This window comes from Pantoea sp. X-Soil-ISGK-259, from assembly GCF_059730705.1.
The window spans coordinates 496211-522307 of sequence record NZ_AP035987.1; the positions used below are offsets into that span (position 1 = coordinate 496211).

A 26097-nucleotide genomic window follows, 5' to 3' on the forward strand; every position below is an offset into this window, starting at 1 on the left:
GATTTACACTGTTATATCCCGGAAAAGATGTTTACATTTGTTCTGCAAAATTATCTGCCGCTCAGCAGAGCTGATACATGGATTGATCACAGGGAAAAGCAGTGGTTAACGTCATCATTAAAGTCACACCGCAAACAGAGGCAGGGAAAGTATGAGGGAGATTGCACCTGATGGCATAACCGGGATGCCGTCACGGACGGCAGCGTATCTGTGCCGTCAGATCGCTGGGCTGGTAAAAGGCGGGAGCCTGACGCCGGAGACCTGCCTGCGTATCTATGCTTTTTGTGGTATCAGGCCATCAGATACTCAGTGGCGACAGTTTCTTATCCCGGTGCTTTGCTGTCTGGGATTGCTGTCACTGGTTGCCGGAGCGGTTTTCTTTGTTGCCTGGAACTGGGCCTGGCTGCCGAAGATGGCGAAATTTTCCCTGGCCGAACTGCTGATTGCCGCGCTGACGGTGGTGGTCTGGTGGCGATGGTATAGCACGCTGGCTCGCAGCGCGTTGCTGGCGGCAGGCTTAGGATTCGGCACCCTGTTTGCACTCTACGGGCAGATTTACCAGACCGGAGCTGACAGCTGGGAGCTATTCCGGGCCTGGTTATGCGTTCTTTTGCCGCTGGCGCTGATTGCCCGGCAGAACAGCCTGTGGTTTTGCAGCTGGCTGGTCGCTAACCTGGGGTTTCAGCTCTATTACACCACGTTACCCACGTCACTGCTGGATCTCGCTGTCTTTGACAACGTTACCCGGCTCCCGACGGCTGTGCTTTACAGCTATCTGGCGCTGCTGGCAGCCTGCCTGATTGTCCGGGAAGCGCTGGCCTGGCGGGCGATTACCCATCGCCCTAAAAGCTGGCTGGCAAGCCGCTGGTTATCACGCGTTATGGCAGGATTTTTACTGTTGCTGCTGACCACCATCGTGGCCGGAAATCTTTCTGACTGGGAAGGGGCTAACCACGTTACGTCTGTCACGGTCAGCTGGATGATCACCCTGCTGGCAGGCTATTACCTGTACCGTTATCGCTACGTGGACCTTTGCATGCTGACGCTGGGTGTTGCCAGTCTGACCGTTGTGGGCTGCGCGCTGATCATGCAGCTATTCCTGCTGGCCTATGATACGGGTGACCTGTTTCTGACCGGTGCACTAATGATTTGCTGGGTATTGGTCAATGGTTCTATCCTGCTGAACTGGCAACGCAAACTGGCTGAAAAGGGGCCAATCGATCTGGTTTCTGCCAGGCTGACCTTACTGACAAGCACCTTGCGTCAGCAGGGTTTGCTGAGCGCCTCGCAGATTGAGGAAATTAATCAACGCGGTCACGCATCGGATCTGCCCTGGTATCTGAGGCTCGCGCTGAGTGTCGGAGGCTGGATCGCAGCCATCATCATTCTGTTACTGATGGCGCTGGTGCTCTATGCCGCTGACTTACTCGACGACCCGAATTCTGCCACCCTTATTCTGCCTTCACTGCTGCTCGCCGTCATTGCGCGAGGCCTGTTACGCAATGAGCGTGATGGTAAACATCACCTCGGGCTGGCGTGGGCTATTGCGGCAACGTGCGGGCTGATCTTCGGCGTTCTGCTGCAAATCCAGAGCAGTGACTTCAGCTTTATGATGTCTGGTTCATTGTGTGCCTTGCCGATTCTTGCCGTGATGGCCGTGTCGATGCCTGACCGCACCTACCGTTTTATGGCCATCACGGCCATGACCTTTTTTCTGGTGCTGGCGGGCTATTCACTGGCCCGGCTGACCCTGTCGCCGATGGCGGGTCACTTTGCTGTTTCCATACTGGTGGCGGCGGTCATATTTTTGTGGCTAGGGATTGTCAGCCATCAACTGAGGTTACAGGCTGGGCCATATGCTGACGCGCTACATCCCCTGCTGTATGGCATACCGGCTGGTCTGATGATGCTGAGTTTCCTGGGAATAAACGCGGCGTTTATCACGGATTTGTTCTGGTCCGCTGCGCAGTTTGCTACGCTTCAGTCTGCTATGGGCACAGGGATCGCGGCAGGTTTAATGCTGAGTGTGCTGAGTCAGAGAAGGAACGGCCAGCCGCTGTTTTCGATAATCACACTGCCCGTGGCCCTGATCTGCGGTGCTGCTGCTCTTTTCGCACCGGGTATCGGGCTGGGCTTGTGGCTGATTCTGATGGCGCGTTATCAGGGAAGTCCGGGATTGCTGGTGGTCAGTAGCGGTTTCTTAGTTCTGTACGTCATTGGCTGGTATTACTTCATGGAAGTGACGCTGTTGCAGAAATCCCTGCTGCTGCTGGCGGGCGGTCTGGTTTTACTGGGCCTGGCATGGGGAGTCAAAAAAGTATTACCTGCACAGATTGGAGGTGCCCGTGAGAATGCGTAAACAGAGCCGATGGCTGGCAGCCGCGGTAATAGTGCTGGCGCTGATAGTCGTCAATGTCAGCATCTGGCAAAAAGAGCAGCTGCTGAAGCAAGGCGCGGTCATGATTTTACCTCTTGCCCCGGTTGACCCACGATCCCTGATGCAGGGCGACTACATGGCACTGAATTATGCCCTTACCCGACCGCTGGAGGTGATGTTGTATCAACAGGCTGAGGCCTGCGGTGCGACACTGTCAGCGCCATGCCTGCCCACCAGCGGAACCCTGATTGTGGATCTCGATGCACAGCGTCATGCGACTCAGGCCCGATTTGATCAGGGTGAACCTCTGCAACCAAATCAGCTGCGGGTGAAATACCATCAACATTATGGTTCGCTGACCGTCGGCACTAACGCGTATTTCTTTCAGGAAGGTCATGGCGAGCGTTTTGCGCAGGCCCGTTTTGGAGCATTCCGGGTGGGGAGCGATGGCACGGCACTCCTGACGGCCCTGCTTGATGAGCAGGGTAAGGTGATTCAGCCTTAAGGGTAAGGGATGCTTGCGGGTCTGACTGAATTTTAGCTCTGTTCCGCGCGCGGTATTTAAAATCCTGTACGTCGCTGGCAATTCATTAACCAGAAGTCCAGACCCCCGGCTCTCTTCGCTGCGAACTGAATACCGGAATGACTGGCGTGCCATCCGGTTTTTCCCAAAGCTGAATTGATATATTCTCACCCGCCTTCAGTTTGACCTTACCCTCACCCATTTTCCGTCCGGAAGTACAAGGGAGGTAAAGCGATGACGCCAAAAGTACCCGTTAAAATTCAGGTCGTTCTGCTTGATGATCGGCCGCCAGTTTTAAAGCGGTCTCCAGTTTGGTTTACTTTTCGTCAGACATCAAAGCCACCTTTCGCAGGATTAGAATAGAAGCAATTTAACGAGGCGCTATGAGCATAATCGTGACGCGTATTGCTCACCAGACTCCAGCCTGTGCTGGAGGTTTCCTTTAACACCTCGTTATTGCAAATGAAGGCGTGAATTTGAATAGATAAAATAGAGACAGGCACTCGCGGGATTTTTTCCGTTTAATTGACGCTTCCCTTAAACTACACCGTACTGATCTCAACCCATGCGCTTATACGGCCCCCAGCGAACGACGTAAGCTCAGCTTTATCAGGTAAAAAACATGCTTTTGGCAAGTACCCGCTATATACACTCCCCGACTCCCATGTCATTGGGATCATGAATCGTCAGCTTTTTGTGACTCTGGATGGGCCCAAGGGAACCGGTAAAACCACCCTGCTGGAGTCCATTACGCAAGTGCTAAGAGCAGATAACAGGAAGGTGGTCCGGCTTAGCGAGCAAAAAAGCGATCCCTTCAGGGCGGAATCCATGGCGCTGGTTAACCGGCTCGCCAGAAATCCCTCCCTCGATCTGGAACGGGAGATCTGTGACCGCTTTGCTTTAAGCCGTGCCTGGATTTCACAGAACGTACTCACTAAGCAGCCCGGGAACTGCATTATTCTGATGGATCGCTGGTATCCGTCGGATGCCGCATTTCGACGAATGGTGCCTTTCGCAGAGATAGTGCAGCTAAATATAGAGCACAACGTGCGAGCACCAGACCTGCATGTCGGGGTGGTCACCGCACCAGAGGTTTCATGGGAAAGAGCCGCAGCGCGTTCGCGGGGTCTGGGAAGTACGGTGATTCACCGCCTGGAAGAACATATCGCCTGTACCCGTGCTTTTGAGCTTGAGGTTGCCAGGCACGGCTGGTTTTTATGCCGCAATGAAGGAAGTATCGAAGAAGCAACAATGCAAATAGTCGCTGAAATCAACAGAATGCTTTAACGCCCTGCAAAGATCTTTACGCGTCCGCCCCTCTTTACCTGTTGAGTAATAATTCCCCACCAGAATTATACTTGTCTGAAATCAACAATGGTCAGATTAGCGCTGGTACAGTTATCCCACTTTCCCTTATAAAAATTGCTTTATTTTTCAAATAAGGCACAGGGAATTGCGCTACGCATCAATACCATTCAATCATAATCATTCAGGCTGACCTGCGGGTGAGTCATGTTTCCCCTCGCAACCTATGCTGCGAGGGATATCACCGCCGACTGGGTCATTGTCGGTGCGGGATTTGCCGGTGTCGCTTTTGCGCGCCGCCTGGCTGAAATTAATCCCACCCTGAAAATCATCATCGTCGACGCGTACACCACACGGGAAAGCGCATCCGCACGCAACTCCGGGTTTGTTATCGGGCTGCCTCATAATATTGGCAGCTCAACGGCCGAATTAAAAAAGGCCAACACTTACCGTAACCTGCTTCAGGAAGGCATTCGTCAGCTGGAGCAGGTCATTTCAGAGCATGATCTTCAGTGCGACTGGGAACAGGTCGGTAAATATCACTGCCAGGCGGAGCGTGGCAATGATCGTATATTGAAGGAGTACGCCAGCCATCTCGATTTAATGGATGAGCCGTGGCAGATGTTAAGCAGCGAAGAACTGTACCCTAAACTCGGCACGCGCTTTTACAGCAAAGGAATATTCACGCCAGTTTGCGTGTTGGTTAATCCGGCGCAGCTGATTGCCGGCCTGAACCATTATTTTCCTGAAAATATTCAACGTTACGATAATACACCAGTACTGGGTATTCGTTATGGCAGCGTGGCTGAAGTGCTGACGCCATTTGGCGTGATCAAAACACCAAAAGTGATGCTGGCTACCAATGCACTCTCGCCAGAGCTGCGTCCGGGACTCTCGCGTCAGGCCGCTATGGCCACGTTTGCCAGCATTACCGATCCACTGACAGATGAACAACTCACGACCCTTCCTCCTATGCAGAGTTGGGGGCTGACGCCCGTCAATGCCATTGCCGGAGCAACCTTCCGTTTCACAACAGATCGCCGCTTCCTGATTCGCCAGCATGTAATACCCGCGCTTAAAGGTCAGGTGAGTACCGCCAGGACTTACCTGGCAACTCAACTGCATCAGCGTTTATTTAATAAAGTCTATCCGACCCTGAGCAGTGTCAAGTTATCTCACACGTGGTCCGGTACCATCAGCGTTACGCGGAACGGGGCGCCTGAATGGGGCATGCTGAACAAATTTGTTTGCACAGCGGGTGGCTGTAACGGTGCTGGCGTTTCTAAACAGACCGTAGCGGGCAGTCTGCTGGCAGATTTCATTATGAAGCAGGATAACCCGCATATTGCGGATATGCTGTCGCTGGGAAAAGCCAGTTTTGTGCCACCCTCACCGGCGCTGGATATCGGCATTGCGTTTTCTATGATGAAAGAGCGTTTTTCTGGACGAAAAGAGGTGTAACTGTTCCTGGTAAAAACGGACGGGGAAACCCGTTCGCTTTCTATCCGGATTGAGCCTTTTCTGATGAAGCCGATTGCGTATGAGACGCAGGGCTAATATTACAGAGGATAGACTGAACGGGCGCTGACTCTTTTTATTTTATAGATTCCTGTCAGATACCAGACGTTCAGCGTCTCTCAAATTGTTCTGTAATCCCCCCAGCCACACTAATCAATTTCAGGACCTCAGTTTAATTAATGAGATACAGATCACAAAAACCCAAGATATACCGCACAAACTGTAGCAATAAGTTCATTTTAGCTTCACATTAGCTAATGTGAATATGCAAACTTTCAGGCGCCAGCCATGCTCAAATTTTCATTAAGCGAATGTTTTTCTTTGGCTATTTCAGTATTTACTGTGCTGAGCTTCATCTATCTGTGGTATACGGCACATAGCTTTTATTAATTTTTACTAATCAATTTTAAAAACAATCTTTTTGGATCCACTTCTTCAAGGTTACGGAATACCTTTATGGCACGCTTCAGAATGAGTCAGCCTGTATTGCCCCGCATTACATTCATCCTGTTATTCTCACTCTATATTTCTGTTTTTCTCAATTTCGCCTTTTACCGCCAGGCTTACTCGCTTATAGAGATGAACGGGCTTAGCAAATATCTTTTTTTCCTCTCCATGCCAATCGTCGCTTTCTGCGTCATTAATATTGTGCTGACGCTTGCCTCATTTTTGTGGCTGGACAGGATAACCATTGCACTGTTTGTCATTGTCTCCGCTGCGGCTCAGTACTTTATTCAGCACTATGGCATCGTCCTTGATCGCTCGATGATCACCAATATGGTGGATACCACGCCAGCAGAAAGTATGGCGCTCCTGACACCAAAGATGATTGCGGTGATATTTTTTACCGGTATTTTTATGGCTGCTCTGGCCTTATGGCCTGCGTTTAAAAAGTCGGTTCCGGTATGGAAAGGCGTGATTCAGCGCGCGGTGAGTCTGGTGATTTCTGTTGCACTGATAGCCATCATAGCCATGTTGTTTTATAAGGATTACGCCTCACTGTTTCGTAACAATCACGAGCTGGTGAAATCCCTGAGTCCGTCGAATTTCATTGCTGCCTCGCTCTCCTACTATAATCACCGCGAGCGGGCCAATCTTCCGCTGGTGAAAATAGGTGAAGATGCCCATCAACTTCCGGTCATGCTGGATGGCCCTAAAAAGAACCTGACGATTCTGGTGGTGGGTGAAACGTCTCGTGCCGCCAATTTTTCTCTGGGCGGTTATCAACGACCGACCAACCCCTTACTGGCGAAAGAGGACGTTGTCTATTTTCATGACTTCTCCTCCTGTGGCACCTCCACGGCGGTCTCCGTTCCCTGCATGTTCTCGAACATGCCACGCAGGCATTACGATGACGCCCTGGCCAGTCATCAGGAAGGATTGCTGGATGTGATTCAGCGTGCAGGTCTGAGTGTTCTATGGCATGAGAACGATGCGGGATGCAAAGGGGCGTGCGATCGCGTGCCTAATCAGGATATGACCGCGCTGAATCTTCCGGGAATGTGCATCAAAGGCGAGTGCTATGATGAGATTCTTTTCCATGGCCTGGAGGCGTATATCAACCAGCTTCAGGGCAGTGGCGTGATCGTGCTGCACACTATCGGCAGTCATGGCCCGACCTACAATCACCGTTATCCTCCGGAATTCGGCAAATTTAAACCCACCTGTGAAACTAATCAGATTCAGGAGTGTTCGCAGGAACAGTTGGTTAATACCTATGACAACACCATCCTGTATGCGGACTATATCGTCGATAAAGCGATTGAATTACTGAAAGCCCATCAGGAGAAGTTTACGACCAGTCTGGTTTACCTGTCTGATCACGGTGAGTCACTGGGTGAAAAAGGTGTTTATCTGCATGGCCTGCCCTATGCTATCGCGCCTGAAGTCCAGACCCGCGTGCCGCTGCTTATCTGGCTGTCGCCCGATTACCAGCAGCGTTATGCCGTGGACTACACATGTTTGAGCCATCGGGGTTCGACGCAAAAATACTCTCAGGACAATCTGTTTTCAACCCTGCTGGGTATTACCGGCGTTCAGACTCGGGAGTATGTTGCGACGGACGATATACTGGCGACATGCAGGAATAAGCCTGGTGGAAAATAAAAATCATTAAGCCTCGTTTCGGGGCTTTATTCAGGCTGGATGTTAGCAGCGGAACCGGGCTAACCGGCCAGTTTATGGCGCGGTTGTTTTCGATAATATCCTGAGGAGAAGGTGCACTACCCAGCTTTGCGAAGCTGGCGTAAAGCAGTGGCAACCGGGCCTGACCTTCTCCCTCGTTGGTTACCACCTGAGTACGCAGCATAACGGATGCTTTCCCGGTCACAGCAGTAACAAGGCTGCTGACGCCATGATTCCGCGATCGGCACTGAGTACACGGGTTCAAAGCCGGTATCGTTGACCGGAGACATAGCAGTTTGCACCGCGTCATAATGATCTCCGGCTACTGAGTGCTGGCAGCGGAATGGCGTGAATGACGGCTTCCACGTCAGTGTCTGAGCGCATGCCACTTCATCATCCAGAGGTCACCTGAACGAGTCATATCCACTGCACGCCACAAAAATCGCTCTTCATGCGTGCTGTCGAAATCGGGATCCACGTAGATGTGAATCCGCTTAATTGATCCCGTAACAGCGCTGGCGGATAATTCGGTAACCGGGCAGCCCCGTTACATCGACATGTGCTGGGCGGACGTCAGATGCTGTTCTACAACAGGGGTGTGTGCATCGGCCAGCGCCTTCACATCGGGATCCTTTATCTTCGTCGCGTCACTTTTCAACGTCGCCAGCACCTTCTTATGGTCCATTACACCGGCATTTTCCATATACATTTTGTCAAAATTACCACCGCTCTGCTTTTCCAGTTTGTCGGCCATGGCCTTATGTTTAGCATCTGGTGCAGTAGGTAATGCCACCTCTTTTTGCTTAGCAACCGCCTGAACTTTTTTCAAGGCACTGCCATGATCTTCAACCATCTTCTGCGCAAAGGTTTTAACTTCTGCGCTTTGTGTCGTGTTCAGCGCAATTTTGGCGGCGGCAATTTCATTGATATTGGCCTGAGCCATATCCTTCAGTGCTTTTTCGTCACCAGGACTGAGCTTGTCATTCTTAATGGTCTGCGGTGTATTCCCACCCTGCGGGGCGCTTGTCTGCGTCTCAGCCTGCACGCTGGCAGTGCTGAAGAGAGCGACAACGGCTGATACAGCCAGCCATCCTTTATAGCTTTTATTAATTTTCATTTTGAACTCCTGAATATTATGGGGAGACCGGTATCAGAAAACTCAGCTCAGCCTGATAGTGAAATAAGTCCAGGTATCAGTTCGCGCGTGAACTCGCGTATTGCTAAAGCCGTTCAGATTTTTAATACAGGAAATGGTAGCTGGCAATCACGGTAGAAAGAGATGAAACTTGCAGGTGCGAAGTGTCGGCCAGAGCCGCCTTTGCTTTCCGCTTCTTCAGTCCGCTGCGGGTTTTCCAGGAAATTACCTGATCCGCCTCGATGAATCGTCATCTTTTCTACCTCGCTTAAGGTGCCATATATTGCAGAGTTATTAAGCGTCGTAGTAATTTCAGGTAATCGCAAATATATACAATGAATTGCAGCATTATAAAAATAATGAAAAGGCATTCCGCCTCGCTTAAAGCCGGATTTTTATCTATTACAAGCAAAGGCTTCAGCATGAAATTCATACAAAATATCAAAACACGGTACAGCTTTTTAGGATTTTTTTTTGAGATAATTCTTAAGATTGCTATGCGCTTGTCGACCGTTTAATGCTGGGTAATAATGAACAGGTGGAATAATAATGTGATGAGGGTGAACTCATGTCACCTCCTTACATCGCTTTTTAATGTCCTGGTTCAGAATATTGAATAATATTAAGGAAAGATAACATGATCAAATCTCGCTCTTTAAAAGCCGCATTTGCGGTGGTTATATCCTGTACCGTGCTTGCTGCACCAGTTTCTGCAAATCCGGGCAACGGCAACGGTGGTGGCGGTCAGGGTAATGGTAATAGCGGAACCCAGGGTAATAACGGCAAAAGCGGAGAGCACGGAAACAAGGGGCATGGTAATGCGGGCGCAAAAGACAAACACGGAAATCGTAAGCACGATAGGCAACCCAATCACTTTGAGTCAGATATCAACTTCTCTCTTGCGCGTAATCTTGCCGTCAATCATGGACTGGTCGGTTATCAGTCCCTCCCGCCAGGAATAGCAAAAAAAGTTGCGCGGGGTAAACCTTTGCCGCCGGGTATCGCCAAAAAAACGTTGCCTCCATCAATGATAAATGAACTGCCCTATTATCCTGGCTACGAGTGGAGAGCCGTAGGAGATGACCTGGTGCTTATTGCTCTAAGCACCGCTATCGTAACCGCCGTCATCAATGGTGTCTTCGACTAACCACATTTTAGTGATTCAGTGTAATTAAGCCTGAACCTGACTGAATGTCCTGTTACTGTTATTTAGCTGCCATGGGTAGTCACGACTACGACTCTGTTATTTACCGGGATTCCCTGGCGCATTCAGTTGCGCAGAAATTATAAATCACTCGACATTTAATGGGTTAGTCCATGAGGCGTCGTTATTGAGCGTAAATGAATAGCGCAGCTAAAAGTAAGCAACAGGCTTTCTCTGAAACCGTTACGGGCGGATCACCGTCAGCTTAAAGGGACCGCTATTTTCAGCGGCATGCGTGATGGCGCGATTAATATCACTCAGTGCAAATTCCGTTACCGCGTAATGGCTGAGATCCAGTAATCCTGCCCGGATCAGCCCCACGAGCGTGTACACAGCCTGAGGTTCATACATCCACTGTCCTTTAATGGTGATGAGATTGCGCATGATCCACGGATAAGGCAGCGCCAGATCATCCCCACCCAGCATGCCGACGCCCCCCATCAGCACCGCACGACCATAGGGCCTCACCGACATAATGGCATTGCGCGCCGTGGATGCCGGAGCTGAAGGCGGGAGCAAGTCCAGCACCGCATCAATGGGACCCTCCGCAGCACTTTTCATTGCAGAAATATCTTCATCAGCGACACCGCTGAGCGTGACGGTTTCAATCCGCGAGCCAAACCGTTTCCTGAGCTCCTGCAAAACCCGCGGGTTGCGTCCGGGCGCGATGACTTTACTGACTCCCATGGCGAGGGCAGCCAGCACGGCTGAACTGCCAAAATTACCGGTGGCCCCACTAACCAGTAAGTTCTCACCGGCTTTAAGTTCCATCGCCAGTAAACCACCATAGGCCACCAGTAACGTATTGATGGCGCACCATGCAGCGGCTTCAGCAGGATCGATATCACCTATTGCCACAGCATTTTCAGTGGGCACACGAATCTGTTCAGCGAAGCTGCCATTCAGATGGTATTGCTGGATTTTTTGTCCGCCTTCCCCCCGTGCACTCCAGCCCTGTAACACGATTTCAGGCGACTGCGCGTTATCTCTCGATCGGACGGTGGGATCGCAAAAAACCCAGTCACCCGGTTTAAGCCATGCAGCATCGGGCCCTGTTTCGCGCACCCGGCCAATGGCCCCACACCCAGGAATAACCGGTGGAGGTAAAAGGTATCTTCTGGCGCCACTGAATACTTCGCTGGCGTAGGAAAGAACGGGAGCGGCTACAACATCCACGATCACCTCCCCTGTTCCGAGGATCGGCGGCGGGACATCCTGAATGCTGAGTGGATTACCGAATGATTCGAGTACAGCTGCTTTCATAGTGTTACCTCTCATCTGCTGTGGAGAACACGACTATAAAAGGGCTTAACGGTGGCGAAAATAGACTAGTTTTATAGGGGTATAAATTACGACCAGGTTAACTCATGCAGCCAAAAAGTGAATTAAGTCATTTCCTGCGTTCGCGCCGCGCCAGGACCAAGCCTGACAGCAGGGATTTAAGAACCCGTGAAAGGCGTCGCACGCCGGGATTACGGCGTGAAGAGGTCGCAGCAAGAATTGGCATCAGTACAGAATGGTATACAAAAATCGAACAGGGCCGGGTAGACACGCTCTCAGACCGGATCGTCAGCGCGCTGGGCCGGGCGCTGGAGCTTGATAAGGTCGAGGTGCTGCATCTGCAGTCGCTTACTCGTCGGAAAACAGAGACTGAGAACGACGGCGTTATTCCGGAGGGCGTAATCAAACTGATTCGGAGCTTAGCCGAGCCCGCCTACGTCACTAACGCACACTGGGATGTGCTGATATGGAACAGCGCTGCTGCAGAGCTGATCACCGACTTCGGCCAGTTATCGGTCAAAGACAGGAACATCCTGATTTTCATGCTGACCACAGCTGAGGCCCGTGCCCTGTTCGGAGACACCTGGCATAAAGAAGCCCAAAGAATGCTGGGCCTGTTTCATGCTGACTACGATCGAAATGCGCATAACCCCGCATTTCCATCACTCATTAGCCGGCTTGAGCGCGAGTGTCAGGAATTCAGCGAATGGTGGAACGAGCATGTGATAGCTGCTCCCGTCTCCGGGACAAAATGCCTGACAGGCAAGGATGGCGTGAAGCGAAATTTCAGTTATTCCAGCTTCATGTCGAATGATGCGCCCTCGCTGAAGATGTCGATTTATGTGCCTGAAGGATAATGTTCATCGCGACAGCGGAATCAGGCCGGTCTCCTGATAGGTCATAATCAGGCTATCGAAAAGGTTAATATCCTGACGCGTGCGGGCAATTAATTGCGCACCGGCCACTGCGGTGTAGATCGCCAGTCCGCGCTGAGCATTTTTCCCGGTATTATCAGGTTCCTTTTCATTAAGGACCTGCGTCAGCCACTCAACGTTCGCCTCAACGAAACACTGCACCTCGCGCTTCACTTCCTCCGGCAGATCGTCATATTCCGCTGCCATAAAGCTGGAGAGACAGAGCCGGTTGGCATCTTCCAGCGACATACGGAAAATCTGCGGATAACGCTGCAGCGCCTCATCCGGTGACGCACTTTGTTCGCGGATGGTTTTTAAATTCTGCGCCGTGTCCTGACAGTATCGGTTAGCGACGGCGGCCCCCAGGTTGGCTTTGCTGGCGAAATGATAATAGATACTGGCATTCTTAATCCCCACCTCATCAGCGATGCTGCGAAAGTTAATCCCGTTATACCCATGATTCTGAGCAGCACTCTTTGCTGCTGCCAGGATAGCTTCACGTGCGTTCAGGCTCATCAGTCGGTTTTCCTTATTGAAGTTTAAACCCATTATAAAGAAAAAATTTTACCTGCCAACTGGTAGACAGGTCTTGACAGGATAAATATCTGGCGCCACTATCTACCTACCAATTGACAGGTAGGTGGTTTAATCATGACTGATATCAACAATGCATCTGCAGCTTCTTCACTCCCCTCGATGAAAATCTATGACTGGTATGATGGCCCTTATCCTGCTCGGGTAAGAATTGCCCTGGCGGAAAAGGGATTACTTTCTCAGGTGAAATTTATTCCGATCAATCTGTGGAAAGGCGAGCACAAAAAGCCTGAATTTTTAGCGATCAATTACTCAGGAACCCTGCCAGTATTAGCGCTGAAAGATGGAACGCTGATCGCAGAGTGCACCGCGATTACGCAATATCTGGACGTGCTGGATGAAAACCCTGTTCTGACGGGCGTCACGCCGGTAGAAAAAGGCGTTATCCATATGATGACCAAACGGGCTGAAATCGAATTTCTTGATGCGGTCAGCGTCTATTTCCACCATGCCACCGCAGGATTAGGGCCAGAGGTTGAGCTCTATCAGAATGCGGAATGGGGTGAGAAGATGCGTGAAAAGGCCATCCGTGGCATGCACTATTTCGATGGCGTTTTACGCTCACAGCCTTATGTCGCGGGCAATACGTTTACGATGGCCGACATCGCCGTAACCGGCGGCATGATCTTCGCGGCTCTGGTGAACCTTGCTGTGCCAGACGAATGTATTGCTCTGAAAGCGTGGTATTCAAACATCCAGCGCCGTCCCAGCTATCAGCAGTGGCAGGCACTGGTTGAAGCGGGCCGCCCTGTCTTTAATCCTTAATTTCAGGATACTGCTTTACAGGCTTGACCGAATCACGCAGCCTGGCTGAAAAAAACCCCGGAAATGCTTCCGGGGTTTTCTGATTTTAAGACACGCGGCTTAGCGGTAATACGTTCCCCTGCTGCTCTAGCCTGCATTACGCTCAAAGTGGCTGTTCACGAAGGTTCGGCAGCGTGGCGAGATGGGGTCAAGGAACACCTGCTCCGGCGAACCGGACTCCTCAATCATGCCCTGATGCAGAAACACCGCTTTGTTCGACACGTCACGCGCAAAGCCCATTTCGTGCGTCACGATAATCATGGTGCGTCCCTCTTCTGCCAGGCTGCGTATCACTCGTAATACTTCCCCCACCAGCTCCGGATCCAGCGCAGAGGTCGGCTCATCAAACAGGATCGCTTTCGGCTGCTGCGCCAGCGCTCGGGCAATTGCCACGCGCTGCTGCTGTCCGCCAGAGAGTTGCGACGGCCAGGCGTCGCGTTTTGCATAGAGTCCCACTTTATGCAGCAGCGCTTCGGCTTCTTCAACTGCCTCTTTATGACTGCGCTTCTGCACATGAACCGGCGCTTCGATGATATTTTGCATCACGGTTTTATGCGGCCACAGGTTGAAGCTCTGAAACACAAAGCCGAGCTGCATTCGCATCAGCTTGATGCGACGTCGCTGCTCGCGGCTCAGTTTCTCATCGGCGTTATCCAGCGTGACGTTAATGTCGCCCACCGCAACTTCACCCGCCTGTGGCACTTCAAGAAACGGTATACAGCGCAACAGTGTACTTTTGCCCGACCCACTCGCACCAATCAGCGAAATCACATCGCCATCCTGCGCGGTCAGGCTGATGTCGTGCAGCACTTCATGTCCCGCATAACTCTTTCTGAGATGACTCAGCATGATGGTTGGTGCGGTCATGAGCGTGCTCCAAAATAGTAAGGTGATAAGCGTCGTTCCAGCATCGAGACCCCTTTGCTGACCAGCATGGTGAGTATCAGGTAGATCACCGCCGCGCTCAGGAACACTTCAAGCGCGCGGAAAGTGGAAGAGACTATTGAGTCAGCAATACCGGTCATCTCCATCAGGCTGATGGTGCTGACCAGTGACGTTGCTTTGATCATCGAGATGATTTCATTGCTGTAGGCGGGTAGCGCCTGACGAATCGCTATCGGCAGGGTGATGCGCGTAAAGATTTTGTACGACGACATGCCCGACACTTTAGCGGCCTCCAGCGACTGCTGGCTGACGGCACGCAAACCGCCGCGCAGGATTTCTGAGGTGTAAGCAGCATCGTTAAGAATCAGCGCCAGCAAACCACACCAGTACGGGTCACGTAGCAGTGGCCAGAACAGGCTTTCACGCACCGCCGGTAAACTGCCGAGGCCGTAATACACCATAAAAATCTGGATCAGCAACGGCGTACCACGAAACAGCCACACGTAAAAACGACAGAAAAAACTGCCGACGCGCGTCATGCGCAGCAGATTAAGCAGCAGCGCCAGCACGCCGCCGCCCAGCAGCGAGAGCAATGCCAGATTAATCGTCAGTGGCAATCCTTTCAGCAGTGCCAGCAGCGTCTGATGTAAAAACATGATATCCACGTGGACTCCTTACCCCTTCACGCGCTGTTGACCGCGCATCGCAAACTTTTCCACGTAGCGGAAAACCATATCGGAACAGGTGGTGATAATCAGGTAGATCACCGCACCCACGCTGTAGAAGAAAAAGGACATTTGGGTGGAGTTGGCTGCCGTGGAAACCTGATTCATGGTTTCGACCAGCCCGGTGACAGAGACCAGCGCCGACTCTTTGATAACAGATTGCCACTGGTTGCCCATGCCCGGCAGCGCAGTGCGTAACGCCTGCGGCACGATAATGCGTCGAAACATCATCAGCCGCCCCATGCCGGTTACCGTCGCGGCTTCCAGCGTACCGCCCGGAATGGCGTAGAACGCGCCGCGAAACACACCACTTTGATAGGCGCCGGAGATCAGCCCGATGGCGATCGCACCCGCGACAAAACCGTTCACATCGAACGGTCCCTGGAATCCCAGCGCGGTGCCCACGGTGGAAACGACCTGCCGTCCACCGAAGTACAACAGATAGATCACCAGCAGTTCCGGCACGCCGCGAAACAGTGTGATGTAGCCTGCCGCCAGTCTCTGCTGCCAGCGCGAACCGGCGATCTGCATCCAGCAGAGCACGCTGCCCAGCACCGCACCCAGCAGCCAGGCGCAGAGCGATACGCTGACAGTGACGGCGGCGGCGCTAAGCAGCACGCCACCCCAGCCCTCATCCCCGAAACCCAGTATCTGCCAGTCAATATTCATCAGCATCAGTGGTTACGCTTTTGGCGCGACATCTTCGCCAAACCATTTCATCGACAGTTTGCTCAGCGTTCCGTCTTTGATCATGGAATCCAGCGCCTGATTCAGCACCTGCTGCAGCTCGCTGTTGCCTTTACGCAGACCAATGGCCGATCCCGCACCCAGCACGCCACCGGAGAAGCCGTAGCCGCTGCTACTGATCGCATCGCTGTTTTTTCTCACAAAGGCGTTAAGGTTGGTGCGCGAAGCCATGACGGCATCGACGCGGCCATTCATCAGGTCGGCGAAGGTTTCAGGACCGGCCTGATACGTGCGAATGGTGGCGACATCGCCCAGATATTTTTGCAGGAAGTCCGCCTGAATGGTGGCAACCTGTACCGCGATCGTTTTTCCTTTAAAGGTGGTTTTCAGATCGTCGATCGCTTTTTTCATGCCAGCGGCATCATCCGCCGTCACAACCGTGCCACTGCCTGGCAGCGTGGCCAGTGGGCTTTTTTTGGCGGTCACAAAACTTGAGACGCTGACGGTGTACTGATGGGTGAAATCGATCGCTTCAGCACGCTTTGGCGTCACAGTCACGGCGTCGACCACTGCATCATATTTACCGTCGATCAGGCCAGGAATCATGCCCGACCATTTCTGCGCGATGATTTCATATTTAAAGCCTGCACGCTTTGCCAGTTCCGCCACCATATCCGGTTCATAGCCCACGATTTTACCGCTCGGCGTAGTCTGGTTAAACGGAGGATAGGCCGCTTCGGTAGCAAACTTCAGTGTGCCGAAATCTTTCGCCTGGCTGAATGCGGAAGTGGCGAGCAGTGCCACGGTCAGAGAAGCCGTGAACAGACGGTTGCGCATCATCATAAAAACCTCATTTATTTATTATTAAGAGAGCAAATCAATTGCAAGGCGGGTCAGCGCCTGCGTCCCGGCGGTAATGCTTCGTTCATCAGGCTGATAATCGGAATTATGCAGATGATCGTCCCGGCCTGGCGTGGCCGAACCAATATGGATCTGGCAACCCGGAACCCGTTCGGTGAACAGTGAAAAATCTTCGGCGCCAAAGCTGGCGCTGGGCTGCGCGATGATCGCTTTATCAAACTGATGCGACAGAATCTCTTCCAGTGAATCAATCAGGCGATCGTCATTCATTAATGGCGGCACACCACGCTGGAAGTTAACCTCCACGCGCACGTTCTGTGCCAGCGCCACCCCTTCGCACATCCGCTTAAATGAGGCTTCCATGGCAGCACGCACTTCTGGCGATTTGGTGCGGATGGTGCCCTGGAACAGACAGCTGTCAGGAATGATATTGTGGGTAGTCCCACCCTGAATGTGCCCGATAGTCAGGACGGCAGAGTGTGCAGGATCGCGTTCACGAGAAATGATGGTCTGCAACTGGCTGATAAGATGCACGGTGGCGAGTATTGGATCGGTGCCCATGTGCGGACGTGCCGCGTGTGTGGATACGCCGTGTACCGTGACATCGAATTCGTCGCTGGAGGCGGTGCTGGCACCGCGTGTCAGGGCAACGTCCCCCGCCGCCAGTTCAGGCTTGTTATGCAAAGTGACAGCCCAGTCGATGCCCTCCGCTACGCCGTCCGCGATCATCGCTTCAGCACCACTTTCGGGTGTCTCTTCTGCAGGCTGGAAAATCAGCCGGACGCGCCCTTTAAGCTGCTGACGATAGCGTGGTAATAACGTTGCCACACCCAGCATCGTCGCAGTGTGAATATCGTGACCGCAGGCGTGCATTTTACCAGGATAGCGGCTGGCAAAAGGTAAACCGGTCTGTTCCTGGATCGGCAGCGCGTCCATGTCGGCGCGCAACAGCAATGTTTTGCCCGGCTCTGCACCGTCGATATCCACCACCACACCGCTGCGACCTACACCGGTGCGGGGATGAAGTCCCAGCGTCTGCAGATAGTCGGTGACCAGACTGGCTGTGCGCAGCGTATCAAAGCCTAATTCCGGATGCGCATGGATATCACGTCGAATCGCCACTAATTGCGATTCCAGTTCATTAACTCCGGCTTTAATTTCTCCGGCCAGTCGTGCCTTTTCCTGATTCATCGCAGCCCCGGCAATATGCTATCGGCAGTCTGCTGCCGACGGTTTTATTTAACTCATCCTGAAGGTGGATGATAATGACGGTTTATTTATTCACAGCACGACTCAGAAAGCAACGCGGAATAACCCACAGTTAGTTATTTAAAATCAATAAGATAGACATATTTACTGGAAAGGCGTATGAGATAGCAGCGGATCAGCAAGAATATTAATAATCCGCTGCACACTATTACTTTCCCTTATTTACAGAGGCGTTAATTCGCTTTTATTCGTGGTGTGAGTAAAAAAGTTTGCCAGTATTTCCGCTAATTTCACCGGTTGTTCGTCAGGAATAAAATGACCACAGTTAAGGATAATTTGACTGCTAACCTGGTGCGCAACGGCGCGTAACGGCGCGTAACGGTGTAGCCATATCAGGAATCGATCCCTGATCGGCGGTAATTGCCAGCAGTGGCACAGCCAGTTTACCTTTTCGCGCACGCTGGCGATTCGGCTCTGCCGACTGCGCAAAGGCCCGGTAAAAAGCCAGCCCAGCCCGCAATGCGCCGGGTTGCTGAAAAACACGCAGATATTCATGACGGGCCGCCGCATCGATGCGATGTGGATTGGCTGACTTACGGTTAAAAAACCAGTCGGGATAGATCGCTTCTCTGCCGGTAATCAGTGCTTCCTGTAAATCATCCACGCAGTGAAAACCGAAATGCCAGGTTTTCCAGGCGCTTATGGTGCAGCTTATCTTTACTGAAGAAACCGGGTGATGGGACAGTGCTGATTAACTTGCAGACCGCCGCGATCCACATCCCGACGCCGGGCGATAAATTACGGGTTATCGCCCTGACATTGCTCCTTTCGATGTCACTCTTACTGCTGCTATTGCGTATTCCCGGCATCCGGAAGCTGTTCAGCCTGTAGTCGCTGTACGGCACGCATGGTTGCGGCCCGGCGCGTAGCAATAAACGCCGCCATCTTCGCCTTTGCCTGCTCGACTTCCTGTGGCGGTGCGGTCTTAGGGGAACCGCTGGTGAATGGCGGTTGTGGATCATATTCCATCTGTAGCTGAACCGCTTTCGCCACTGCGTCACCTGCGATTTCTGCCACCAGCGTCAGGGCAAAATCGATGCCCGAGGTCACACCTGCCCCGCTGATGCGATTACGGTCACGCACCACCCGCTGACTGACCGGATCCGCACCCAGCAAGGCCAGCTGATCGATGGAACTCCAGTGCGAGGTCGCGCGATATCCTTTAAGCAATCCGGCAGCCCCCAGCACCAGCGACCCGGTACAGACCGATGTAATCCACTGTGCCTGAGTGGCCTGCTTTTGAAGGAAGTTCAGCGTAACGTTATCTGACATCAGGGCGATTTGACCCGGCCCGCCGGGCACACAGATCACATCCAGTTGCGGGCATGTATCAAACGTCATGGTGGGCAATATTGAAAGGCCTCGATCGGAGCGGACTGGCTGAAGATCTTTCCAGACCAGATGACATCTGGTGTCGGGCGTGCGCGCAAACACCTCCCAGGGACCGGTTAGATCGAGTTGTGTGACATCAGGAAAGAGTAAAAGGCCAATCTGTAACGGACGATTCATAGGTGAACTCCGATCAGGTGATAAACCCTCATCATGCCGTTATGCCCATGCAGATAGCAATCCTGGACGGGACGCAGTTAAGCAGCCACAGGACAAATCAGCATCAGGATACGCCAAGGAAACGTAACAGCGCCGTCATCACCGCCGCCCCCAGAATAATCACAATCAGCGGAGCCCGACGCCACGCCAGTAATAGCGCAAAGCCTACGCCAGCCACACGAGCCACACCGGCAAAATGGTGCCCCTCAAACAACGTGGTGGTCGCAGCTACCGCCAGCAGCAAGACAGTGGCAGCGTCAGAGAGTATCTGCTGGGTGCGCTCGCTGACAGGCAGACGGTTTCCCAGCCTGACGCCTGCGAAACGCATCAGATACGTCCCTGCGGCCAGCATAGCAATGCCGGCAATGATCATTCCCTGATGCGTCATTTGCGCGATCTCCATGTCAGCAGGCCCAGCAGTGAGAACAACACCGGCATGCCCGCCGGAACCAGTGGCGTCGCCAGCAGCGAGAGTAACGCCCCGACAGTGGCAGGGATCCGGGTTCGTCGCTGTCGCAGCGCGGGAAAAATGAGGGCAATCAGAATGGCCGGGAATACCGCATCCAGCCCAATCACCGAGACATCAGGAATAAACTGCCCTATCGCCGCGCCGGTCATCACGCTGACAGGCCAGATAAAGCCGATGCCGATGCCGCACAGCCAGTAAGCGCTACGACGCTGAGCCAGTTGAGGCTGAGAGATTCCGAATACCACGCTTTCATCGTTCATGATGTGACAGCCAAACCAACCCCGCGGGCCCGTTCCCACCAGATCTTTTACCGCAATACCAAACGGCAGATGACGCGCGTTCACCAGCAAGCCCGCAGCGGCGGCGGTAAAGGGGCTGCCGCCACCGGCCACAATGCCAATAAACAGAAACTCTGACGCCCCCGCCAGCACCAGCGTTGAGAGCGCCAGTGGCACCCAGAGCGGAAATCCGTCGGCGGAGGCTAGCGAGCCATGAGATAAACCGACGATCCCATCAGCCAGGCAGACCAGGAAAATCGCTTTAATTACCCCTTTGTCCAGCAACTGCATTTGCGGAAAACGCATCACTCTGTCTCATAATGAACGTATAATCCGATATAATGAACATCGCCACGGCGATTTACAAGATGAACGTTATGTTCGATATAAAAAACACTTTGAGTTTCGGGAGTGCATTTGAATACCCCTATCAGCATTATTGCTAACGCTTTAGTGCGTGAACGTCAGCGAGCAGGTCTGTCACTGGCTGAAGTAGCACGCCGCGCAGGGATCGCCAAATCTACGCTGTCACAACTGGAAGCGGGAAATGGTAATCCGGGCATTGAGACGCTGTGGTCGTTGTGCGTGACGCTGAATATTCCCTTTTCACGTCTGCTGGAACCTGATGCACGTCGCCTGCAGGTGATACGACGTGGAGAAGGTCTGTCGGTTACCGCCGATCTGGCCGATTATCAGGCCGTTTTGCTGGCATCCTGCCCACCCGGCGTGCGGCGTGATATTTATCTGCTGGAGGTCCAGCCGGGGAGCGAACGCATTTCACAGCCTCACATCCCCAATACCATTGAGCATATTATTATTGCCAAAGGGCGTGCGCTGGTTGGCCCGGTAGAGAGTGCTGTGGAGCTGGATGTGGGTGATTACATTACCTATCCGGGCGATGAGCTCCATATCTTCCGGGCACTGGAAGCCGATACGCTGGCACTGCTGGTCATTGAGCACAGTTAATTAGCGTTCGGCGAGCTTTACCTGAGTTTCGGCGGGCGTGAGGTGTGTGATCAGCTGCACCTCACTGCTCAGACTGATCTCTGGATAGTGTTCGCGCATCCCCGCCAGCAGCACCGCATCCGGCCATTCAGCCTCCTTCCCCAGCCGTGCGGCGATGTGATTCAGGCGCAGCGTTTCGATCCTCGTCACCCATACAATTACCGTGTCGGTTGCATCCTCCTGATTGACCAGTTTCAGTGGACCGGTGACGACATCACCTTCCTGCCAGCGTATCGTTGAGGTTTTCACGCCGCTTCTGACGTCCGGTACAAGACGCGGCACCAGAGTGAGTGTTTGCATCACTTCTCCTTCTTTTTAACTATTTTCATTATCAAACAGGGGAAGAGAAATCGCGATTGAAAAGAGGCTGATTAATGTTATGTTATAACATATATATTAATCACTACTGACAGGTAACACTATGCCACTCTCCCTCCTGACATCCGAGGATCCCCGACTGCCGGTTACCGTTCTCTCTGGCTTTCTCGGTGCCGGTAAAACCACCCTGCTCAACCATATTCTTAATAACCGCGAAGGACGGCGGATTGCGGTCATCGTCAATGATATGTCTGAAATTAATATCGACGCTGCGCTGGTGCGCGACGGCGGCGCACAGCTGTCACGTACCGATGAAAAGCTGGTTGAAATGAGTAACGGCTGCATCTGCTGCACGCTGCGAGAAGACCTGCTGCTGGAGGTGAAACGTCTGGCGCAGGCCGGTCGCTTCGATCATCTGGTAATTGAGTCTACCGGGATCTCTGAACCGCTGCCGGTTGCTGAAACCTTTACGTTTGAAGATGAAGAAGGTGAAAGTCTGTCGGCTTATGCGCGTCTGGATAGCATGGTTACCGTGGTGGATGGCTTCAATTTTCTGCGAGATTATCGTTCAGTCGATGATCTTCAGTCCCGCGGCGAGTCACTGGGCGAGGAGGATACGCGTTCTGTGGTTGATTTACTGGTAGATCAGATTGAGTTCTGTGATTTGCTGGTACTGAACAAAACGGATCTGCTCAGCCAGACGCAATTGCATGAACTGCAGGGCATGCTGCGTGCGCTCAATCCAGATGCCCTTATTGTGAACAGTGAGTTTGGCCAGGTTCCGCTCGATTGCCTGCTCAATACCCGTCGCTTTAATTTTGATCGTGCAGCACAGGCACCAGGCTGGTTGCAGACCCTGCGTGGTGAGCATCAACCGGAATCGGAGGAGTATGGCATTCGCAGTTTTGTCTATCGCGCGCGCCGTCCGTTCCATCCGCTGCGTTTCTGGGAAGTTGTTAATCACCAGCTTGACGGTGTTATCCGTTCTAAGGGCTACTTCTGGCTAGCCAGCCGGCCTGACTATGCTGCGATGTGGTCGCAGGCGGGCGCTGTGGCTCGTCAGGGTTATGCCGGGCGCTGGTGGGTAAGTGTGCCGCGGATGGACTGGCCACAGGATGCGGATACTCTCAATTTCATCGCTGAACACTGGCAGGAAGGGACTGGCGATGCGCGCCAGGAGCTGGTTTTTATCGGCATTGAAATGGATGAAAAGCGCATTCTTTCCGCGCTCGACCACGCACTGCTGACACCCTATGAGATGGCTGCGGGCCCTGAGCAGTGGATCAATCTGCCCGATCCTGTACCTGACTGGTTTGATGAAGCCACTATCTGAAGCTGCGGTTGACGTCCTTTGTCGACTTCGCAATAGTGAAACGACCCGGCGGGAAGCAGTTTTCCACTCATCCCTGTTCAGGAGAGACCAGATATGCCACAACGTATTGCCGTAATCGGTGCAGGCGTGCTGGGTTTAGCCGTCGCGCAATCATTGTCGCGACGGGGCGCGCAGGTCACCGTCTTCGATAAAAACTATCCTGGCAGCGGAACCAGTCAAATCAGCTATGCCTGGGTTAATGCCAACGGCAAGGAACCCACCAGCTACCATGATCTGAATGCCCATGCGATAGACGAGCACAAGCGCTGGCAGGCCAGTCATCCTGCATCACCCCAATGGCTGCTGGAAACCGGCACGCTGGAGTGGGCAGCCGATCAATCGTCCCTGTGCCAGCTGGCGCGACGCGCAGCAAAGCTCACAACGCTTGATTATCCCGTTGAAAAACGTAGCCGCGCCGCACTTCTGGATGCTCTGCCCGCGTTGCGGCTCGATCCCCGCATTCAGCACGCATGGTTTTTCCCGTCGGAGTGCCTGCTCTATCCGAGCTTGTTTATCGCCTCTCTGCTGGCGGACCTGCGCGCCTGTGGCGGACAGCTGGTCTGCAACAATGAAGTGACAACGCTGACTGAAACAAATCGGGATGTGCATCTGACACTGGCCAGTGGTGATGAATGGCGTGGCGATCAGCTGGTACTGGCGACTGGCCGCTGGGCACCGGAACTCATGAGTCAATGTGGGCTTGAACTGGCGATGACCGATGCAAATCGCGCCGATCCTGTTGCCTGTAGTTTTCTGGCGCAGACGCAGCCTCTGCCGATCCCACTTAAATGCAATTTGATAACCCCGGAACTGAATGTACGGCCGGATGGCGGCGGCCGCCTGATGCTGCAGGCGCTGGATCTGGATCAGCATGTCGATCCGGCACGGCCGGTCTCGCCGGATGGACTGATCGGTAAAGAGATGCTGCGCCGATTACGTCGGCTGTTTAGAAACGCGGAAGGTGCGAGAATTGAGCGGATTGAAACAGGACAGCGGTCGCGTCCGGCTGATGGCTTACCGGCAACAGGCTACATCAGCGCGTCAGCACGCGTTTATCTGATGGTCAGCCATAGCGGAATGACCCTTGCCCCGTTGCTGGGCAGGCTGGTGGCTGAGGAGATGCTGAGCGGCACAGCGTCACCGATGCTGAGTGCGTTTGCACCGGATCGGTTGCTGCGTCCGCTCAGTGCGGTCGCTAAAGCAGCGCCCGCTTATCTTCCATCGGCGCAGTAAGAACTAGCGGCGGTTTTTCCACACGGTCTGCACGTTACAGAATTCGTGCACACCAAAGTGCGACAGCTCACGGCCGTAGCCGCTTTTCTTCACGCCACCAATGGTAACGCGCGGATCGGACGCGCCGTTGCCATTGATAAACACCGCACCAACCTCCAGCTGCCGCGCCAGTTGATCGGCAATCTCTTCGTTACCGCTCCAGACGGTTGCACTGAGGCCAAACTCACTGTCATTGGCGATCTCCAGTGCATGTTGAGGATCCCGTGCCACAGCAATAGCGGCGACCGGGCCAAACAGCTCCTGTCTGAATGCGGTCATGTTACTGGTGACATCTGCGAGAATGGTCGGCGCATAGTAGTTACCCTGCCCTGCTACTTTTTCACCACCCAGCACCAGACGTGCGCCTTCGCTCAGTGTCGCTTTAACCTGTCCATCCAGTTTCGTCACGCAGATCGGCGCGAGCCATTGGGCCCAGGAAGGTGTTTTCATCAAGAGGATCGCCCATGGTGAGCGCCTGAACCGCGGCCGTGAAACGCTTTTCAAACTCTTCTGCAATTGGCGCTTCAATAATAAAGCGTTTAGCGGCCATGCAGACCTGCCCGGTATTCTGGAAACGCCCAATGACAGCAGATTTAACCGCTTCATCAAGATCGGCATCTGCCAGCACGATAAAGGGATCGGATCCGCCCAATTCCAGCACGGTTTTCTTCAATGCTGCACCTGCCTGTGCGGCGATGGCTGCGCCAGCCCGTACGCTGCCGGTTACGGCGACGGCAGCAATACGATCATCTTTGATGGCGACTGAGACACCGTCGTTGTCGACGTTGACCAGGTTGAAGCCACCCGCTGGCAGATCGGTTGCGCTGAACAGCTCAGCCATCAGTGTGGCGCTGCCCATGACGTTAGGCGCGTGTTTCAGCAGATAGGTGTTACCTGCCAGCAACATGCTCACTGCGCCTCGCAGAACCTGCCACAGTGGGAAATTCCATGGCATCACTGCCAGGATCACACCGATGGGACGGAATCGTTGCCATGCATCAGCAATCTGGGTGGGCTGGTCGGCCAGCATTGCAGGGCCATGCTCAGCATACCAGTCGCATAAGTTGGCGCATTTAAGGACTTCAGCGCGTGCCTGCGAAATGGGTTTTCCCATCTCCGTTGTGATCATACGGGAAAGATCAGGCTCTCGCAGACGCAGTTGCTCACCAAGCTGGCGTAATACGCGAACCCGATCGGTCATGCTGCTGTGTTTCCATGTGGCAAAAGCTGATGCGCTGGTTTCAAGCGTCTGCTCCAGCTCTGCCGGGTTTCTGCAGTGGATAGCGTGCCAGAATTTCACCAGTTGCGGGGTTACGTGATAGGGCATGTTCAGTCATGGTGCCGTTTTCCTCATTCTGTCAGTGATGGAGAGACGATACGCGCTGTAGTTGATGATGAAAAATGAATAATAGTGAGGAAGTTGTTTATTATATGAGAATCTGGAATTTGTGGTGCGAAGATTCAGTCAAGTAATCTGCTAATTGCTAACAATCATTTGCTGATAAATAACATGTACGAAGATTACGTTTTGAAGCAGTTTTCCACTTATACAGTGACCAGATCCTAAAAGACGATCCTTAATAGATCATAGAGAGATCCTAAGAGATCCCCGATCGTCGCAGGCCGCGC

At 53.0% G+C, this 26097-nt stretch carries 25 protein-coding genes and 2 pseudogenes; 11 read left to right on the top strand and 16 right to left on the bottom strand.

Going from position 1 to position 26097, the window contains the following annotated elements; genetic code table 11:
* Positions 1–151 precede the first annotated feature (151 nt).
* Both AC6I77_RS21520 and AC6I77_RS21525 read left to right on the top strand, forming a co-directional pair.
* On the top strand, positions 152–2359 hold the full coding sequence (locus AC6I77_RS21520; RefSeq protein WP_497817333.1) for a DUF4401 domain-containing protein: 2208 nt from the start codon (positions 152–154) through the stop codon (positions 2357–2359).
* Positions 2352–2882 carry a GDYXXLXY domain-containing protein gene (locus AC6I77_RS21525; protein WP_497817334.1) on the top strand — a complete coding sequence of 177 codons (531 nt, stop codon included), beginning with the start codon at positions 2352–2354 and terminating at the stop codon, positions 2880–2882. Before AC6I77_RS21520 ends, AC6I77_RS21525 begins: the two co-directional genes overlap by 8 nt.
* Positions 2883–2967: 85 nt before the next feature.
* Here the strand turns inward: AC6I77_RS21525 and AC6I77_RS21530 are convergent, their stop codons facing one another.
* Positions 2968–3144 (bottom strand): SseB family protein, encoded by a 177-nt coding sequence (locus AC6I77_RS21530; protein ID WP_318252025.1) that lies wholly within the window; start codon positions 3142–3144, stop codon positions 2968–2970.
* Between the two features lie 434 nt (positions 3145–3578).
* On the opposite strand from AC6I77_RS21530, the gene AC6I77_RS21535 reads away from it, so the two are divergent.
* The 3 genes and pseudogenes from AC6I77_RS21535 (at position 3579) to eptA (ending at position 7829) form a co-directional block, all read left to right on the top strand.
* Complete coding sequence (locus tag AC6I77_RS21535; RefSeq protein ID WP_497817335.1) at positions 3579–4187, top strand: dTMP kinase; 609 nt, start codon at positions 3579–3581, stop codon at positions 4185–4187.
* A 244-nt stretch (positions 4188–4431) separates the two neighbouring features.
* Positions 4432–5666, top strand: a pseudogene (locus AC6I77_RS21540) (NAD(P)/FAD-dependent oxidoreductase).
* A 513-nt stretch (positions 5667–6179) separates the two neighbouring features.
* Positions 6180–7829, top strand: coding sequence for a phosphoethanolamine transferase EptA (gene eptA, locus AC6I77_RS21545; RefSeq protein ID WP_497817336.1), 1650 nt, complete (start codon positions 6180–6182; stop codon positions 7827–7829).
* A gap of 565 nt (positions 7830–8394) precedes the next feature.
* On the opposite strand, the gene AC6I77_RS21550 is transcribed toward eptA, so the two are convergent.
* Complete coding sequence (locus tag AC6I77_RS21550; RefSeq protein WP_008924444.1) at positions 8395–8964, bottom strand: DUF4142 domain-containing protein; 570 nt, start codon at positions 8962–8964, stop codon at positions 8395–8397.
* A 113-nt stretch (positions 8965–9077) separates the two neighbouring features.
* Positions 9078–9236 carry a con-10 family general stress protein gene (locus AC6I77_RS21555; RefSeq protein ID WP_167518484.1) on the bottom strand — a complete coding sequence of 53 codons (159 nt, stop codon included), beginning with the start codon at positions 9234–9236 and terminating at the stop codon, positions 9078–9080.
* Positions 9237–9619: 383 nt separating this feature from the next.
* Here AC6I77_RS21555 and AC6I77_RS21560 point away from each other — a divergent pair, with 383 nt between their 5' ends.
* Positions 9620–10129, top strand: a complete 510-nt coding sequence (locus tag AC6I77_RS21560) for an anti-virulence regulator CigR family protein (protein ID WP_476158057.1) — start codon at positions 9620–9622, stop codon at positions 10127–10129.
* A gap of 240 nt (positions 10130–10369) precedes the next feature.
* Here the strand turns inward: AC6I77_RS21560 and AC6I77_RS21565 are convergent, their stop codons facing one another.
* A complete protein-coding gene (locus AC6I77_RS21565; RefSeq protein WP_312545030.1) occupies positions 10370–11449 on the bottom strand; it encodes an alcohol dehydrogenase catalytic domain-containing protein in 1080 nt (359 codons plus the stop codon).
* Between the two features lie 104 nt (positions 11450–11553).
* On the opposite strand from AC6I77_RS21565, the gene AC6I77_RS21570 reads away from it, so the two are divergent.
* The gene (locus tag AC6I77_RS21570; protein WP_003855869.1) at positions 11554–12324 is read left to right on the top strand and encodes a helix-turn-helix transcriptional regulator; all 771 of its coding nucleotides are present in this window, start codon (positions 11554–11556) and stop codon (positions 12322–12324) included.
* A 3-nt stretch (positions 12325–12327) separates the two neighbouring features.
* Here AC6I77_RS21570 and AC6I77_RS21575 read toward each other — a convergent pair whose 3' ends face one another.
* Positions 12328–12897 (bottom strand): TetR/AcrR family transcriptional regulator, encoded by a 570-nt coding sequence (locus AC6I77_RS21575; RefSeq protein WP_003855868.1) that lies wholly within the window; start codon positions 12895–12897, stop codon positions 12328–12330.
* A 180-nt stretch (positions 12898–13077) separates the two neighbouring features.
* On the opposite strand from AC6I77_RS21575, the gene AC6I77_RS21580 reads away from it, so the two are divergent.
* Positions 13078–13740: a glutathione S-transferase gene (locus AC6I77_RS21580; RefSeq protein ID WP_497817355.1), complete on the top strand. Its 663-nt coding sequence runs from the start codon at positions 13078–13080 to the stop codon at positions 13738–13740.
* Positions 13741–13866: 126 nt separating this feature from the next.
* Here AC6I77_RS21580 and AC6I77_RS21585 read toward each other — a convergent pair whose 3' ends face one another.
* From AC6I77_RS21585 to AC6I77_RS21625, 9 genes are all read right to left on the bottom strand, one after another.
* The gene (locus AC6I77_RS21585; RefSeq protein WP_312545034.1) at positions 13867–14646 is read right to left on the bottom strand and encodes an ABC transporter ATP-binding protein; all 780 of its coding nucleotides are present in this window, start codon (positions 14644–14646) and stop codon (positions 13867–13869) included.
* Positions 14643–15329: an ABC transporter permease gene (locus AC6I77_RS21590; RefSeq protein WP_497817337.1), complete on the bottom strand. Its 687-nt coding sequence runs from the start codon at positions 15327–15329 to the stop codon at positions 14643–14645. Before AC6I77_RS21590 ends, AC6I77_RS21585 begins: the two co-directional genes overlap by 4 nt.
* Positions 15330–15338: 9 nt before the next feature.
* Entirely contained in the window at positions 15339–16064 is a 726-nt protein-coding gene (locus AC6I77_RS21595) for an ABC transporter permease (RefSeq protein WP_497817338.1), read from the bottom strand.
* Between the two features lie 6 nt (positions 16065–16070).
* Entirely contained in the window at positions 16071–16919 is an 849-nt protein-coding gene (locus AC6I77_RS21600; protein ID WP_485523319.1) for an ABC transporter substrate-binding protein, read from the bottom strand.
* Positions 16920–16940: 21 nt separating this feature from the next.
* Entirely contained in the window at positions 16941–18128 is a 1188-nt protein-coding gene (locus AC6I77_RS21605) for a M20 metallopeptidase family protein (protein ID WP_497817339.1), read from the bottom strand.
* 361 nt (positions 18129–18489) lie between these two features.
* Positions 18490–18810: a hypothetical protein gene (locus tag AC6I77_RS21610; protein WP_223296425.1), complete on the bottom strand. Its 321-nt coding sequence runs from the start codon at positions 18808–18810 to the stop codon at positions 18490–18492.
* Between the two features lie 185 nt (positions 18811–18995).
* On the bottom strand, positions 18996–19715 hold the full coding sequence (locus AC6I77_RS21615; protein WP_497817340.1) for a DJ-1/PfpI family protein: 720 nt from the start codon (positions 19713–19715) through the stop codon (positions 18996–18998).
* 103 nt (positions 19716–19818) lie between these two features.
* Entirely contained in the window at positions 19819–20142 is a 324-nt protein-coding gene (locus tag AC6I77_RS21620) for an AzlD domain-containing protein (protein ID WP_003855852.1), read from the bottom strand.
* Positions 20139–20807 (bottom strand): AzlC family ABC transporter permease, encoded by a 669-nt coding sequence (locus AC6I77_RS21625; protein ID WP_497817341.1) that lies wholly within the window; start codon positions 20805–20807, stop codon positions 20139–20141. The genes AC6I77_RS21620 and AC6I77_RS21625 overlap by 4 nt, the downstream gene beginning before the upstream one ends.
* A gap of 111 nt (positions 20808–20918) precedes the next feature.
* Between AC6I77_RS21625 and AC6I77_RS21630 the strand changes: the two genes are divergently transcribed.
* Positions 20919–21467, top strand: a complete 549-nt coding sequence (locus AC6I77_RS21630) for a helix-turn-helix domain-containing protein (RefSeq protein ID WP_003855850.1) — start codon at positions 20919–20921, stop codon at positions 21465–21467.
* On the opposite strand, the gene AC6I77_RS21635 is transcribed toward AC6I77_RS21630, so the two are convergent.
* Complete coding sequence (locus tag AC6I77_RS21635; protein ID WP_003855849.1) at positions 21468–21806, bottom strand: ASCH domain-containing protein; 339 nt, start codon at positions 21804–21806, stop codon at positions 21468–21470.
* Between the two features lie 121 nt (positions 21807–21927).
* Between AC6I77_RS21635 and zigA the strand changes: the two genes are divergently transcribed.
* Both zigA and AC6I77_RS21645 read left to right on the top strand, forming a co-directional pair.
* Complete coding sequence (zigA, locus tag AC6I77_RS21640; protein WP_039661758.1) at positions 21928–23157, top strand: zinc metallochaperone GTPase ZigA; 1230 nt, start codon at positions 21928–21930, stop codon at positions 23155–23157.
* A gap of 93 nt (positions 23158–23250) precedes the next feature.
* Positions 23251–24429, top strand: coding sequence for an NAD(P)/FAD-dependent oxidoreductase (locus tag AC6I77_RS21645; protein ID WP_039661756.1), 1179 nt, complete (start codon positions 23251–23253; stop codon positions 24427–24429).
* A 3-nt stretch (positions 24430–24432) separates the two neighbouring features.
* Here AC6I77_RS21645 and AC6I77_RS21650 read toward each other — a convergent pair.
* Positions 24433–25805, bottom strand: a pseudogene (locus AC6I77_RS21650) (aldehyde dehydrogenase family protein).
* Positions 25806–26097 lie beyond the last annotated feature (292 nt).

What these genes read in the sequence shown, in the direction of transcription:
- AC6I77_RS21520 (WP_497817333.1), top strand. Translation starts at nt 152, where the DNA reads ATGAGGGAGATTGCACCTGATGGCATAACCGGGATGCCGTCACGGACG.
- AC6I77_RS21525 (WP_497817334.1), top strand. Translation starts at nt 2,352, where the DNA reads ATGCGTAAACAGAGCCGATGGCTGGCAGCCGCGGTAATAGTGCTGGCG.
- AC6I77_RS21535 (WP_497817335.1), top strand. Translation starts at nt 3,579, where the DNA reads ATGAATCGTCAGCTTTTTGTGACTCTGGATGGGCCCAAGGGAACCGGT.
- eptA (WP_497817336.1), top strand. Translation starts at nt 6,180, where the DNA reads ATGGCACGCTTCAGAATGAGTCAGCCTGTATTGCCCCGCATTACATTC.
- AC6I77_RS21550 (WP_008924444.1), bottom strand. Translation starts at nt 8,964, where the DNA reads ATGAAAATTAATAAAAGCTATAAAGGATGGCTGGCTGTATCAGCCGTT.
- AC6I77_RS21555 (WP_167518484.1), bottom strand. Translation starts at nt 9,236, where the DNA reads ATGACGATTCATCGAGGCGGATCAGGTAATTTCCTGGAAAACCCGCAG.
- AC6I77_RS21560 (WP_476158057.1), top strand. Translation starts at nt 9,620, where the DNA reads ATGATCAAATCTCGCTCTTTAAAAGCCGCATTTGCGGTGGTTATATCC.
- AC6I77_RS21565 (WP_312545030.1), bottom strand. Translation starts at nt 11,449, where the DNA reads ATGAAAGCAGCTGTACTCGAATCATTCGGTAATCCACTCAGCATTCAG.
- AC6I77_RS21570 (WP_003855869.1), top strand. Translation starts at nt 11,554, where the DNA reads ATGCAGCCAAAAAGTGAATTAAGTCATTTCCTGCGTTCGCGCCGCGCC.
- AC6I77_RS21575 (WP_003855868.1), bottom strand. Translation starts at nt 12,897, where the DNA reads ATGAGCCTGAACGCACGTGAAGCTATCCTGGCAGCAGCAAAGAGTGCT.
- AC6I77_RS21580 (WP_497817355.1), top strand. Translation starts at nt 13,078, where the DNA reads ATGAAAATCTATGACTGGTATGATGGCCCTTATCCTGCTCGGGTAAGA.
- AC6I77_RS21585 (WP_312545034.1), bottom strand. Translation starts at nt 14,646, where the DNA reads ATGACCGCACCAACCATCATGCTGAGTCATCTCAGAAAGAGTTATGCG.
- AC6I77_RS21595 (WP_497817338.1), bottom strand. Translation starts at nt 16,064, where the DNA reads ATGCTGATGAATATTGACTGGCAGATACTGGGTTTCGGGGATGAGGGC.
- AC6I77_RS21600 (WP_485523319.1), bottom strand. Translation starts at nt 16,919, where the DNA reads ATGATGATGCGCAACCGTCTGTTCACGGCTTCTCTGACCGTGGCACTG.
- AC6I77_RS21605 (WP_497817339.1), bottom strand. Translation starts at nt 18,128, where the DNA reads ATGAATCAGGAAAAGGCACGACTGGCCGGAGAAATTAAAGCCGGAGTT.
- AC6I77_RS21615 (WP_497817340.1), bottom strand. Translation starts at nt 19,715, where the DNA reads ATGAATCGTCCGTTACAGATTGGCCTTTTACTCTTTCCTGATGTCACA.
- AC6I77_RS21620 (WP_003855852.1), bottom strand. Translation starts at nt 20,142, where the DNA reads ATGACGCATCAGGGAATGATCATTGCCGGCATTGCTATGCTGGCCGCA.
- AC6I77_RS21625 (WP_497817341.1), bottom strand. Translation starts at nt 20,807, where the DNA reads ATGCGTTTTCCGCAAATGCAGTTGCTGGACAAAGGGGTAATTAAAGCG.
- AC6I77_RS21635 (WP_003855849.1), bottom strand. Translation starts at nt 21,806, where the DNA reads ATGCAAACACTCACTCTGGTGCCGCGTCTTGTACCGGACGTCAGAAGC.
- zigA (WP_039661758.1), top strand. Translation starts at nt 21,928, where the DNA reads ATGCCACTCTCCCTCCTGACATCCGAGGATCCCCGACTGCCGGTTACC.
- AC6I77_RS21645 (WP_039661756.1), top strand. Translation starts at nt 23,251, where the DNA reads ATGCCACAACGTATTGCCGTAATCGGTGCAGGCGTGCTGGGTTTAGCC.